This window comes from Treponema sp. UBA6852 (assembly GCA_002449305.1).
Lineage (GTDB): Bacteria > Spirochaetota > Spirochaetia > Treponematales > Treponemataceae > Treponema_D.
On sequence record DKDI01000035.1, the window covers coordinates 58,917 to 70,831 of the forward strand.

Sequence of the window (11,915 nt, forward strand, 5' to 3'; positions counted from 1 at the left end):
ATGTGATATGCCCGCATTTTTTTTGAGGTTGTATGAAAACTTTTGAGCAGACAGTAATTCACTTGGGTGCGCCGACTTTGTGCGGAGTAAAGCCTTCAAGCCTTGTTTCTGTTTCAAAAGAAGTTCTGTTTTGTGAATACAAAAAAATTCTTCTGTGGAATAAAATCCTTGAGGGCAGCCAGAAAAAAAATAAAAATTGCAAAACGAGGAGAGAATCTTTTTTTGCTTTTCATTTATGACGAAAAACTTGTTCAGGAAATTCTTTCAAATCCTGAAGTTTTGTCATACTTGAATTTAAAAGGCTATTTTACGGACAAAGGAATTTCAAATGTCTTGAACGAGCTTTTGAATCGCCTTTCTTATTGCGAAAGTTTTCCGCATGAGATTGGAGTTTTTCTTGGTTATCCGTTGGAAGATGTTGTTGGATACGAAAAATATTCAGGAACAAAAACTAAATTTTCCGGGGCTTGGGCGGTCTACGGAAATGTAGATGAAGCTGTAAAAAAAATGGAACTTTACAAAAAGTGTTCCGTTTTTTGCTCAAGCCTTTTTGAAGCTGGAAATAATTTTGAAGCAATTTGCAAAACAATAAATTTTATGTGAGGTAAATATGAAGAAAGCTGTAATCTATGCAAGCACAACTGGAAACACAGAGGCAATGGCAAATGCTGTAGCTGAAGGTGTAAAATCTTGCGGCGCGGAACTTTTGATGTCAACTGCAAGCGATGCGAATGTTTCTGATGTTCTTGCTTGCGATGCTATTATACTCGGAAGCCCTGCTATGGGAGATGAAGTTCTTGAAGATTCAATGGAAGAATTCTATACGAATCTTGAAGGCGGGTTGAGCGGAAAAAAAGTTGCTGTATTTGGTTCTTATGATTGGGGCGACGGACAGTGGCTTAGAACTTGGGTTGAACGTCTTTCTGCTGCAGGTGCAACTGTTGTAAATGGCGAAGGCCTGAAAGCTCAGCTTGCTCCAGATGAAACTGCTCTTGCTGAATGCAAGTCTCTTGGAGAAACTGCATAAAAAAATAGACTGCTTTGCATCTTGCATTGCAGTCTTATAAAAAAGTGCTAGCAACAGGCACAGGTTTAAACTAATTCCTCGAGTTGGTTTAAAAGTGTGTGTGTTTGGTTTTAACTCCATTCTGAGTTTCAGACTGGAGTTTTTTGTTTTTAAATTCTGTGCATTTCAGAAAAAACTTTTTCGTTCATTATGTTTACTTCAACGCCAAGAGTTCCAAGCTCTTCAACAAGTTCTTTTCTTGCAGTGTCGATTCCGATGTCCGCATTGTCAAAATCAACCATCATCATCATAACAAAATTTCCGCTTAAAATTGTTTGAGAAATATCCGCAATGTTTATAGAATGTTTTGCAAGATATGCTGAAACTTTTGCGATTATACCGACTTTATCCGCACCAACGACAGTAACTATAGCTTTCATAATGAATTCATTTTAATAGAAAAAAAACTTATGCACAAGAAGCCGCAATGGAAATTCAAACAGCGGCAGTTTTTAACTGGCTTTATGAATTTCCAAAGCGGTATTTTTTATTCAGACTTTAAATAATCGATTCCGGATGAAACAGAAACATCTCTTGAAAGTGCAACGAATTTTATTTCGATTCCAGGTTTTGTATGCTCAAGCGAAATTTCATATTTGCCTTTTTCAAGCTGAACCTGCCCGATTACAGCTCCTGTGTCTTTTCCTTCTGTGGAGCGGCATTCAAATGCAAATGTTGGTTTTCCATCGATCAGCACGTTGCATACAGATTGCGAAACTTTGCCCACATCAGCTGGCTTTGAATAAACTCCAAGCACATTGTAAACTCCGTTTGCCGGCGCAAAGAAATTTCTTTTTGTTTCACCGTTGCAAAGAAATCTGAAATTTTCCTGAGCTGGTTTTTTTGCATTTTGATTTTCTACCTTTGGAGCCAAGACTGGAATATTGTTTAGCGGACGAAGCTTGCGTTCAGCGACAAGAGTTTTTGTAAGAAATTTTATAATGTCCATTGCGCAAACTTGAAGTTCCGCAGTTGTAAGCTCGCCGTTTTTTAAGCTTGACTTTATATTGTCGTTGTTTCCGTCTTTTTCCGCAGTGTCGTTGTTTACAATCATGTAGATGTCGTTTCTTGCTCGGACCATCGAAGCGGTAAGTTCAATTTCTCCTTTTCCGCCTTTTACGCAGTCGTTTATTCTTGCCCACCAGTCGGTTATTACAACGCCTGTGTATTTCCAGTTTTTGCGGAGAATTGTTGAATTTAAATCGTAGTTGCTTGCCGCAAAGTGTCCATTGATTTGATTGTAGCTTGTCATAATTGACTGGGCATTTCCTCGTTTTACAGCGGCTTCAAATGGCTTAAGATAAATTTCTCGCAATGCGCGTTCTGAGACAATTGAATCGTGTTCGCGCCTTTGAGTTTCCTGGCTGTTCGCGGCGAAATGTTTTATTGTTGCAACCGGACCTTCTTTTGAAACGCCTTTTAAAATTGCAAGCGTCATTTCAGAAGTAAGAAGCGGATCTTCGGAAAAATATTCAAAGTTTCTTCCGTTAAGAGGATTTCTGTGAATGTTTATTCCAGGTCCAAGAACTGTGTCAATTTGATTTTGCATTAGCTCTTGGCTTTCAAATTCAAAAAGCTCCTGAACAAGAGGAGGATTCCAAGTGCAAGCCAGTAAAGTTCCTATTGGCATAAGAGAAGCTTCCTTGCCTGTGTCGAGCCTTATGCCTGAAGGACCATCCGCGCATCCTGCAACAGGAATTCCGTAGTCATAAAGAGATTCACTTACGCCACCAAAAACTGAAGCGATTCCCATTGTTGCTTTGCGGCTCATCATTCCTTCTCCGCGCACAAGAGTTGCAAGCTCTTCGTTGTTTAGCTGGGCAACAAATTTTTCAAGTAGCTCAGGATTTTCCTTTACATCTTGAAATTTTATTCCTTTGTTTCCTGTGAATGGAATTTCTTTTGGAAGATTTTCTTTTATGCGCTGTTCAAGGCTGAAAGATTCAAGCGGAACATTTTCTTCTTCAATTGAATAGTTTCCGTCCGGCTTGATTTGCACTGGCTTGATTCTTGAAAAAGCTTTTCGCGGAGCAAGTGCCTGGCAAAGTTTTTCTGTGGCGTAAGTTTTTTCAACTGAAATACAATCGCTGCTTCCAACTGGAATTTTCTTTGCGCTTTCAGAATCAGTTCCCATGAATAAAAAATATTTTCCTTCTTCAAGAACAAACGAAAATTCAAATCCAGAAATTCCAGAATCATCATAAGAAGCAGCTGATTCCAAGTTGAACAAAAGCTCAAGTTCTTCCGACTGGCCTGGTTTTAGCAAATTTGATTTTTTGAATGCGACAAGAACTTTTGAAGGCTTTCCGAGTTTTCCTTGCGGAGCTTGAAGGTAAAGCTGGACAATTTCTTTTCCGCTGAATTTTTTTCCGATGTTTTCTACGCGGACCTTTACGTTTACATTTTTTTTGTCCACAGAAGAAGAAATAAATTCGGTTTTAAATTCCGTGTAAGAAAGTCCGAATCCAAATGGAAATAGAATTTTTTCTTTTGCGAATGTTGAAAAATATCTGTAGCCGACATAAATATCTTCCATATAAAAAGATTCACTTTGTGTTGCGAAATTTTTTGTGGAAGGATAGTCGTCTATTGATTTTGCGATTGTGTCTGTGAGTTTTCCGCACGGAACTGATTTTCCGCACAGAACATTTGCGCAGGCTCTTCCGGATTCTTGCCCTCCTTGCCAAGCGTAGACTACGGATTTAATTTTTCCTGAAAATTCTTTGTCGTCAATCCAAGCCGTGTCGATTATTCCGCATGAGTTAAAAACAATTATTACACTTTCAAATGCCGAGCAAATTTCTTTAATTGAATTGCGTTCTGTGTCAGTTAAAAGCCAGCAGCCTTTTTCTTTTGTAAAGTCTTTGTCTTCGCCAGCATTTCGGCCTATAACGAAAATTGCTTTTTTTGAAACTTTTGCAGCGTTTTTTGCAAGCTCAGCTGAAACTGAAAGTTCCTTTTGAAAAAAAGGCTCCATTGCCCAGCCACCTCCGCCATTGTCAAACGGATTTTCCTTTATCCAGTTTCTGTAAATTTCAGCAAGTTCTTTGTTTGCCATTGGAATGTTGTCTGTTAAATTTGTGGAATAAGGCGAGCGGACAGAACCACCAGAACCCATTCCGCATTTGTAAAAATCAAACTGGCATCTTCCAAAAATAGCAACAGTTTCATTTTCTGCAAGCGGAAGCGTGTTTTCATTGTTCCTAAGAAGTACGATTCCTTCTTGCGCGGCTTCAAGAATTTTTTCTGCGAATGTCATAAAATCCCCCATAATAATATTTAAAGTGAAAAATTGTTATAAAAACAACATCTGTTTTTTATCAATATTAACATTGGTTGCTTTCAAAATCTTTAACTATATGCTAAATTAATATAACAATCTTCCATTTTTTTTAAGAGGCAGTTTTTGAAGCGTTATTCAACTTTTAATGTGGATTTGTCAGAAAATGTTGCGTACAATGATCCGGCTTTTCCTGCGTATATTACAAGCGGATTTTTATCTTGCTATCCTGATTTAAAAGGCTGCACTCACTGGCACGAGGACTGGGAATTTATAATTGTTCTTGAAGGCCTTGAAACTTATAACGTGAATGGAAACTTAATTGAAATTGAAGCCGGAGATGCAATCTTTGTAAACAGCCGGCAAGTTCACTATGGATTTTCAGCGGATCGAAAAGACTGCGAATTTATCTGCATTTTGCTGAACCCTTCGTTGCTTTGCTCCAATAAAGATTTTGATGAAAAATTTGTAAAACCGTTTACGTACAATGCAAATTATCCTTTTATAAAGCTGAGCCGAAAAATCCAATGGCAAAACAAAATTATAAAACTTCTAAAGGAAATTCATTTAAAAAAAGACGAAAAGACTTGGCAGTTTATAACACAACGGAATTTTTTCAGCATATTTGAGCTAATCTATTCTAACGTGGACATAAAATCTGAAAAGTCGGCGCAAAATTCTGCTGAACTTAATGCTTTAAAGCTGATGATGGTTTTTATTCAGGACAATTATAAGAGGAAAATTTCACTTGAAGATATTGCTTCCGCCGGATTCTGCTGCAAAAGCAAATGCTCTTCAATTTTCAGCCAGTATTTAAAGGAGTCTCCGATAATTTATCTTATAAAATACAGATTAAAAATCAGCACAGAGCTTCTTTGCAAAACTGGCATTCCAATTACAGAAATTGCCTATGAATGCGGTTTTTCTGGAACGAGCTATTTTTGCGAGACTTTCCATAAATATTACAAGACAACACCGCTTGATTTTAGAAAGGATTCCGCACAGATTTCTTAGACTTTTTTGAAAACCTTGCTTTGTTAAAAATTTTAACATTGCATATTTAAACCTTGACAAATTTTTCATGTGAACATAAGATATTAATATGGACTTAAGAACTGTATTAACACCTGACACAGTAGACCTTCATTTAAAGGGAACTACAAAAGAAGAAATTATTGACGAGCTTCTCGATATTCTCGTGAAAGCCGGGAAAGTAACAGATAAAGCAGTTGCAAAGGAGTGTGTTCTTGACCGTGAGCGTAAAATGTCTACCGGTATGAAGCATGGAATTGCAATTCCGCATGGAAAAACTGACACAGTTTCTGACTTAGTTGCTTGTATTGGAGTTTCAGACAATCCTGTTGATTTTGACAGCTTGGATCAGGAGCCTTGCCGTATATTTATTATGACATTGTCGCCTGTAAACAAGACTGGTCCTCATCTTCAGTTCCTTGCTGAAGTCAGCCTTTTGTTTAAATCTGCTGACAAGCGCGCTCAGATTCTGAATACTCAGGACAAAGCGGAAGTTATAAAGATTTTAACTGAATAGTTTGTTTTATTCTATTATTTCTATAGAAGCTCTTGCTAAATGCAGGGGCTTTTTTGTTTTCCATTAAATTTCATTTTACGCAGAAAAACAAAGGTTCATCAAAAAGAAAATACTTGACATTTTATCTTTTTTTGTCATAATAAAATAAAATTTATAGAAGAGGTAATTATGGCTGAAAAATACGCATTTTTGTTTCCAGGACAAGGCGCACAAGCTCCAGGAATGGTAAAAGACGTTGCTGAATCTTTTTCTTCAGCAAAGAAAGTTATTGATGATGTTTCTTCCATTGTAAATTTAGATATGGCAAAACTTTTGTGGGAATCAGATGCGGCACAGCTCAGCCGTTCTGACAACAGCCAGATTGCCATAACAGCGGCTTCTCTTGCTTTGATGGCTGCTTTAAAAGATAAAAATATTGAGCCTTCTGCGGCAATGGGTTTCAGCCTTGGAGAGTTTCCTGCTCTTTATGCGGCAGGAGTTTTGTCATTTGAAGATGTTGTAAAAGTTGTACGCCAGCGCGGGCTTATTATGCAGAAAGTATGTGAAGAAATCGCGGCAAAAAACGAAGGTCATGCGCCTGGAATGACAGCAGTTCTCGGTCTTTCTCCTGAAAAAGTAAAGGAAATTGCTTCCGGCATAAAGGATGCTTATGCGGCAAACATGAACAGTGTAAAGCAAACTGTTGTGAGCGGAACTTTTGATGCTCTTGCTGCTGTTGAAAAAGCTGCTTCTGAAGCTGGCGCGCGTCGTGCAGTCCGCTTAAAGGTTGCAGGTCCTTTCCATTCGCCTTTGATGCAGGATGCCGCTGTAGAATTTGAAAAAGCTATTGCTGATGTAAAGTTCAACGATCCTAAAATCAAGCTGTTTTCAAATGTAACAGGAAAGGAATGTGTTTCTGGAGAGGAAGCAAAAAAATCTGCGGTTCTTCATCTTACAAACCCAGTTCTTTGGACAGACGAAGAAGACTGCCTTGCTTCTGTTATGAAAGCTGACGGTTTTGATAAGTGGGCTGCTCTTGAAGTTGGACCTGGAAAAGTTCTTTCTGGACTTTGGGGAAATACTGACTACAACGCTTCAATTTCAGTTTTGCCAGTTAACACAGCTGAATCTGTAAATAATCTGTAATTACTATAGGGGATAATATGCTTCTAAAAAACAAAAAGGCTTTGGTTACTGGTTCTTCACGCGGAATCGGGCGTAAAATTGTTGAAGTTTTTCTTGCAAATGGATGCGAAGTCTGGGGAATGTGCACAAAAGAATCCGCAGGAAAAGCCGAGCTTGAAAAACTTGCCGCGGAAAATGGAACTGCTTTCCATGAATTTTATGCAGATGCGGGAAATGCTGAAGTTCTTACATCAGCGGTAAAAAATGCGCTTGGTGAATCAGGCGGTTTTGATGTTCTTGTAAATAACGCAGGAATTACACGCGACACTTTGAGCTTTAGAATGAAAAAGGAAGACTGGGATTCAGTTCTTGCTGTAAACCTTACTTCGGCTTTTCTTGTTTGCCAGATTGTTTCAAATGATATGATTCACAAAAAATCAGGCTCTATAATCAACATGGCTTCAATTGTTGGAATTCATGGCGGAGCTGGGCAGGTGAATTATTCTGCAAGCAAAGGCGGACTCATTGCGTTTTCAAAATCGCTTGCAAAGGAAGTTGGAAGCCGCGGCGTTCGTGTAAACTGCATTGCTCCTGGATTTATTGAAACAGACATGACAAATGCTGTAAAAGAAGAAATTCGCAAGGCATGGGTTGAAGGAATTCCTTTAAAGAGAGCTGGAAAACCTGAAGATGTTGCAAATGCGGCGTTGTTCCTTGCTTCTGATTTGAGCCTTTATGTAACAGCTCAGGTTATTGGTGTTGACGGTGGAATGGGAGCTTAAAGCTTTCATTTATAAAATTATCTATATACTACTATTTTTTATGGAGAAAATTATGCGCAAAGTTGTTGTAACAGGACTTGGATGTGTTTCGCCAATCGGAAACAGCGTTGAAGAGACTTGGGCTTCTATAAGAGCTGGAAAAAGCGGAATTGCAACTATAACACATTATGATGCTTCTGCTTTTAAAGTAAAGTACGCTGCTGAAGTAAAGAATTTTGAAGCTGACAAATACATGGATCCTCAGTCAGCACGCAAAATGGCAAGGTTTTCAAAATATGCTGTAGCCGCTGCGAAAATGGCTTTGGACGATTCAAATCTTACAGACAACAAGGAAGCCTTGGACAATGCCGCTGTTTACCTCGGTGTTGGAATTGGCGGACTTGAAATTACAGAATCAAGCATGAAAAGCTACTTTGACTCTGGATTTAAACGTATGCCTCCAATGACAATTCCTCAGCTTATTCCAAATGAAGCCGCTGCAAACATTAGCATAAAATTTGGACTTCACGGAGTTGCTCATACAATTGCAACTGCTTGCGCTTCTGGTTCAGATGCTCTTGGACAGGCTTTGGACAATATCCGCGCAGGAAGAAGCGACATTGTTCTTGCTGGCGGAGCTGAATCTACACAGAATGGATTTGCAAACTTGGGATTTACAGTTCTTCAGGCTTTGAGTTCAAAATGGGCAGACAATCCTTCAAAAGCTTGCCGCCCGTTTGACAAGCAACGCGATGGATTTGTTATGGGCGAAGGAGCTACAATTCTTGTTCTTGAAGAATACGAGCACGCAAAAGCCCGCGGTGCAAAAATTTATGCTGAATTTGCTGGCTATGGCGCAACTTGCGATGGCTACCATCTTACAGCTCCTAATCCAGACGGAATTATGGGTGCGCGCGCAATGACGTTGGCAATGAAAGACGCTGGTGTAAAACCAGAAGATGTTACATATTACAATGCGCATGGAACTTCAACTCACTTGAATGATTCTGGCGAAACTGCAATGCTCCACATGGCATTTGGTGAGGCTGCAAAGAAACTTCACATTTCTTCAACAAAGAGTATGCACGGACATTGTCTTGGCGATGCCGGCGCACTTGAAGCTATGATTTGTGTAAAGGCAATTCAAGAAGGCTATATTCCTCCGACAATCAACCTTGATGAAGTTGATGTTGAAGGCGGTTGCGACCTTGACTATACACCAAACAAAGGAATCGACATGAACATTGATGTTGCTATGAGCGGAAACTTTGGATTCGGCGGACACAACGGAATTGTTGTATTCAAAAAAGTCAGCGAGTAAAATTATGGAAAGATTTACTGATATAGAAAACCTTCTTCCGCACAGAAAACCATTTTTGTTTGTGGATTCAATTGAAAGCTACGATGAAAAAGGCTGTGTTTGCACAAGAAAATTTACAGATGAGGATTTTTTCTTTAAAGGACATTTTCCGCAGTATCCTGTAGTTCCTGGTGTAATTCTTATTGAAACTATGGCGCAGGGAGGAGGAGCTGCATTGAGCTTGCAGAAAACTTTCGCTGAAGGCAGTTTGTTTTTCCTTGCTACAGTTGACAAAGTAAAATTCCGCAATCAGGTTCGTCCGGGAGACACTGTAAGAATGGAAGTTACAAACTTGCGTGTAAGCCCAAAAATGGTAAAGCAGTCTGGCAAAGCTTTTGTAGGCGATGTTCTTTGCGCTGAAGCCGAATGGATGTGCCTTGTGGGTTCTGCAAATTAAACAGATTTATTTGACTTTGTTCTTTTAGCCGTTGTCTTTTTGGCAGCGGCTTTTTTTGTTTGCTGGGTATTTTTTGAAGGACGTCCGCCTTTTTTTCCATTTGCACGTGAAGCAGCGGCTTTTTTTTCGGACTTGATTTTTCCAAGAATTTTTCCGGCATTTGAAACAGATAGCGGAATTTCTTGTGTCTGCCAAAGCTTAAGATTTTTCTTTCCTTCATTTTTTAAAAAAGCGATTTGCTGGATTGAACTATATGCGGAATCCAAGCGGACTTTTATATTTGCGCAGAAAATTTTTTCCGTAGAGTCTTCAATCTGTTCTTCAAACTGATCTATGAGGCTCAAAATTTCGTTTGCGGCGGCGGCAGCTTCTTTTGCGAAAGTTTCAATGTCGATTTCTTTTGTGGAATTGCTTCTAAATTTTTTTAATGCTTCTATAATCAGTTTGTCGCTCGGCTTTAGTTCAACCGGATCGTCTTTGAATTCCGCGGCAAGAAGAAAAAGCGATATATTTGAGTCAAGCATATTCAAGTCGAATATCTGGGCTGAGTCTGGTTTTGCAGAAAGCTGAAGCTCTTCGATTTTTCGTTCTACGGATTTTTGAAGCTCGATGATTTCCTTTTTTTCTATAGTCATTCTACTGTTAGTATAGATTAGGTTTTTGTGAAAGTCTATTACCCGTTGAAAAACAAGGAAATTTTTGTTAAAATCAGAATATGAGTACAAGATGTTTTACAATGTTAAAGCCTGGTGTTTTGAATCGCAGGCTCGTAGGTGAAGTTGTTAGCCGCCTTGAAAAAAAAGGTCTTAAATTGATTGGGCTGAAACTTATGAACATAAGCCAGGATCTTGCTTCCCAGCATTATGCAGAGCACAAGGGAAAAGCTTTTTATGATCCGCTTCTTGATTACATAACAAGCGGTCCTGTTGTTGCAATGGTTTGGCAGGGCGATGACTGTGTTACTTTGGTTAGAAAAATTACTGGCGCAACAAATCCTGCAGAGGCGGCTCCGGGAACTATCCGTGGAGATTTCTGCTGCCATACTTCTCATAATATAATTCATGCTTCAGACAGCGACGAAAGCGCAGAAAGAGAAATCGCATTGTTTTTCAAGCAAGAAGAACTTGTTGACTGGGAAGATCAGGCTGGAATTTGGTACTAATCTTTTCTATAAAAATTATAAGGCATTGCATAGGCATTTTGTCGCATTGCAGTGCCTTTTTTGTTTTTATTTTGGGTTGATTTTTTTGCATTGAGGAATTGTTTTTTCTGTAGTAATATTGAGCTATCTGCAAATTAGGATGAAGAGTAAAATTCAGTCAGCTTTATCAGGGAATTTGATATGGAAATTTTTGAAGTCGGTATAATTGGAGCGGGTGCCTGGGGAACAGCTTTAGGAACGGCGATTGCACGTGGCGGACATAAAGTTCAGCTTTGGGCAATGGAAGAAGATGTTGTTGAGTCTATAAATAATCAGCATGAAAACAAAAGGTATCTTCCTGGATATGCGCTTGAAGCATCAATGACTGCAAGTTCTGACATAAAGGCTGTTGCTTCTGGAAAACAGTTTTTGATTATGGGAAGCCCTTCGCTTTATCTTGCTTCTACAATAAAAAAATTTACTGATGTTCCTAACATTGCAGATGGCTCTACGATAATCGGCGCACTGACAAAAGGCTTTGTTCCTTCTGAATCTGGAAATCCTGAATTTGTTTTGAATACAATGGAAGAAGCTCTTCCTGAATGCTACAAAAATGCGACTGTTTACATTGCGGGACCTAGCCACGCCGAGGAAGTTGCTCTTGGAAAAATAACCGGACTCATTGCGGCAAGTCAGCATCATAGAAATGCGGTTCGTATGCGGGATCTTTTGCGTGTAAAAGGAATCATGGCTTATGCTTCTTTTGATACAATTGGTGTTCAGGTTTGCGCGGCTGCTAAAAATGTAATTGCTGTTGTTTACGGCGCAATGGATGCTCTTGCTGAAAACAGCCCTATTTTTGGAGACAACACGGAAAGCCTTTTGATGGCGGCAGGACTTAATGAAATTCAAACGCTTGGTTTTGCAATGGGTGCAACTCATGCAGCTACGTTCACTTCAATCAGCGGAGTCGGAGACCTTGATGTAACTTGCAAATCAAAATACGGTCGCAACAGAAGATTTGGGCAGGACTTAATAAAGACAGGAATGCTGGATCAGTTTAAAAATCTTGATGACTTGATTGCGAATGTAAAGAAAGTCGGATATTTGCCGGAAGGCGCGATTGCCTGTAAATATGTGCATAAAATCATGGAGCAGAAAAATCTTAAGCTTCCTATTTGCAATGCCTTGTACAAAGTTCTTAATAAGGAAATAAATGCGGAAGAATGCCTTAAAGAACTTTTGCTTAACAGATAG

General features: G+C 39.2%; 14 protein-coding genes. 11 read left to right on the forward strand and 3 right to left on the reverse strand.

All coding sequences use genetic code 11. From position 1 onward, the window contains the following. The first annotated feature begins 32 nt into the window (after positions 1-32). Genes B3209_RS07695 through B3209_RS07705 form a run of 3 tightly spaced genes read left to right on the forward strand, consistent with a single transcriptional unit; the run spans position 33 to position 1,027 of the window. Complete coding sequence (locus B3209_RS07695) at positions 33-239, forward strand: hypothetical protein (RefSeq protein ID WP_296663432.1); 207 nt, start codon at positions 33-35, stop codon at positions 237-239. Next, positions 223-603, forward strand: a complete 381-nt coding sequence (locus tag B3209_RS07700; RefSeq protein WP_296663433.1) for a DUF3793 family protein — start codon at positions 223-225, stop codon at positions 601-603. The genes B3209_RS07695 and B3209_RS07700 overlap by 17 nt, the downstream gene beginning before the upstream one ends. 7 nt (positions 604-610) lie before the next feature. Further along, entirely contained in the window at positions 611-1,027 is a 417-nt protein-coding gene (locus tag B3209_RS07705) for a flavodoxin (protein ID WP_295796351.1), read from the forward strand. Positions 1,028-1,176: 149 nt separating this feature from the next. Here B3209_RS07705 and B3209_RS07710 read toward each other — a convergent pair whose 3' ends face one another. Continuing rightward, entirely contained in the window at positions 1,177-1,446 is a 270-nt protein-coding gene (locus B3209_RS07710) for an ACT domain-containing protein (RefSeq protein WP_295796354.1), read from the reverse strand. Positions 1,447-1,553: 107 nt separating this feature from the next. Then, positions 1,554-4,325 (reverse strand): glycoside hydrolase family 3 protein, encoded by a 2,772-nt coding sequence (locus tag B3209_RS07715; protein WP_296690343.1) that lies wholly within the window; start codon positions 4,323-4,325, stop codon positions 1,554-1,556. A 147-nt stretch (positions 4,326-4,472) separates the two neighbouring features. Here B3209_RS07715 and B3209_RS07720 point away from each other — a divergent pair, with 147 nt between their 5' ends. The 6 genes from B3209_RS07720 (at position 4,473) to fabZ (ending at position 9,517) form a co-directional block, all read left to right on the forward strand. Then, positions 4,473-5,360, forward strand: coding sequence for an AraC family transcriptional regulator (locus B3209_RS07720; protein WP_296663440.1), 888 nt, complete (start codon positions 4,473-4,475; stop codon positions 5,358-5,360). An 88-nt stretch (positions 5,361-5,448) separates the two neighbouring features. Beyond that, positions 5,449-5,895 carry a PTS sugar transporter subunit IIA gene (locus B3209_RS07725; protein WP_013700664.1) on the forward strand — a complete coding sequence of 149 codons (447 nt, stop codon included), beginning with the start codon at positions 5,449-5,451 and terminating at the stop codon, positions 5,893-5,895. A 168-nt stretch (positions 5,896-6,063) separates the two neighbouring features. Next, positions 6,064-7,020 (forward strand): ACP S-malonyltransferase, encoded by a 957-nt coding sequence (locus B3209_RS07730; protein ID WP_296663443.1) that lies wholly within the window; start codon positions 6,064-6,066, stop codon positions 7,018-7,020. Between the two features lie 17 nt (positions 7,021-7,037). Next, positions 7,038-7,781 carry a 3-oxoacyl-[acyl-carrier-protein] reductase gene (gene fabG, locus B3209_RS07735; protein WP_296028317.1) on the forward strand — a complete coding sequence of 248 codons (744 nt, stop codon included), beginning with the start codon at positions 7,038-7,040 and terminating at the stop codon, positions 7,779-7,781. Between the two features lie 52 nt (positions 7,782-7,833). Beyond that, entirely contained in the window at positions 7,834-9,081 is a 1,248-nt protein-coding gene (gene fabF / locus B3209_RS07740; RefSeq protein WP_295796364.1) for a beta-ketoacyl-ACP synthase II, read from the forward strand. A gap of 4 nt (positions 9,082-9,085) precedes the next feature. After that, positions 9,086-9,517: a 3-hydroxyacyl-ACP dehydratase FabZ gene (fabZ, locus tag B3209_RS07745; RefSeq protein WP_296663447.1), complete on the forward strand. Its 432-nt coding sequence runs from the start codon at positions 9,086-9,088 to the stop codon at positions 9,515-9,517. Here fabZ and B3209_RS07750 read toward each other — a convergent pair. Continuing rightward, entirely contained in the window at positions 9,514-10,152 is a 639-nt protein-coding gene (locus tag B3209_RS07750) for a hypothetical protein (protein ID WP_296663450.1), read from the reverse strand. The two genes, fabZ and B3209_RS07750, sit on opposite strands and share 4 nt — an antisense overlap. Before the next feature lie 80 nt (positions 10,153-10,232). Here B3209_RS07750 and ndk point away from each other — a divergent pair, with 80 nt between their 5' ends. Next, positions 10,233-10,679: a nucleoside-diphosphate kinase gene (ndk, locus tag B3209_RS07755; protein WP_296663452.1), complete on the forward strand. Its 447-nt coding sequence runs from the start codon at positions 10,233-10,235 to the stop codon at positions 10,677-10,679. 180 nt (positions 10,680-10,859) lie between these two features. Beyond that, positions 10,860-11,915, forward strand: coding sequence for an NAD(P)H-dependent glycerol-3-phosphate dehydrogenase (locus B3209_RS07760; protein WP_296663455.1), 1,056 nt, complete (start codon positions 10,860-10,862; stop codon positions 11,913-11,915).

Coding starts and splice junctions, on each gene's coding strand:
- B3209_RS07725 (WP_013700664.1), top strand. CDS start 5,449: ATGGACTTAAGAACTGTATTAACACCTGACACAGTAGACCTTCATTTA.
- ndk (WP_296663452.1), top strand. CDS start 10,233: ATGAGTACAAGATGTTTTACAATGTTAAAGCCTGGTGTTTTGAATCGC.
- fabF (WP_295796364.1), top strand. CDS start 7,834: ATGCGCAAAGTTGTTGTAACAGGACTTGGATGTGTTTCGCCAATCGGA.
- B3209_RS07760 (WP_296663455.1), top strand. CDS start 10,860: ATGGAAATTTTTGAAGTCGGTATAATTGGAGCGGGTGCCTGGGGAACA.
- B3209_RS07730 (WP_296663443.1), top strand. CDS start 6,064: ATGGCTGAAAAATACGCATTTTTGTTTCCAGGACAAGGCGCACAAGCT.
- B3209_RS07715 (WP_296690343.1), bottom strand. CDS start 4,325: ATGACATTCGCAGAAAAAATTCTTGAAGCCGCGCAAGAAGGAATCGTA.
- B3209_RS07705 (WP_295796351.1), top strand. CDS start 611: ATGAAGAAAGCTGTAATCTATGCAAGCACAACTGGAAACACAGAGGCA.
- fabZ (WP_296663447.1), top strand. CDS start 9,086: ATGGAAAGATTTACTGATATAGAAAACCTTCTTCCGCACAGAAAACCA.
- B3209_RS07710 (WP_295796354.1), bottom strand. CDS start 1,446: ATGAAAGCTATAGTTACTGTCGTTGGTGCGGATAAAGTCGGTATAATC.
- B3209_RS07750 (WP_296663450.1), bottom strand. CDS start 10,152: ATGACTATAGAAAAAAAGGAAATCATCGAGCTTCAAAAATCCGTAGAA.
- B3209_RS07695 (WP_296663432.1), top strand. CDS start 33: ATGAAAACTTTTGAGCAGACAGTAATTCACTTGGGTGCGCCGACTTTG.
- fabG (WP_296028317.1), top strand. CDS start 7,038: ATGCTTCTAAAAAACAAAAAGGCTTTGGTTACTGGTTCTTCACGCGGA.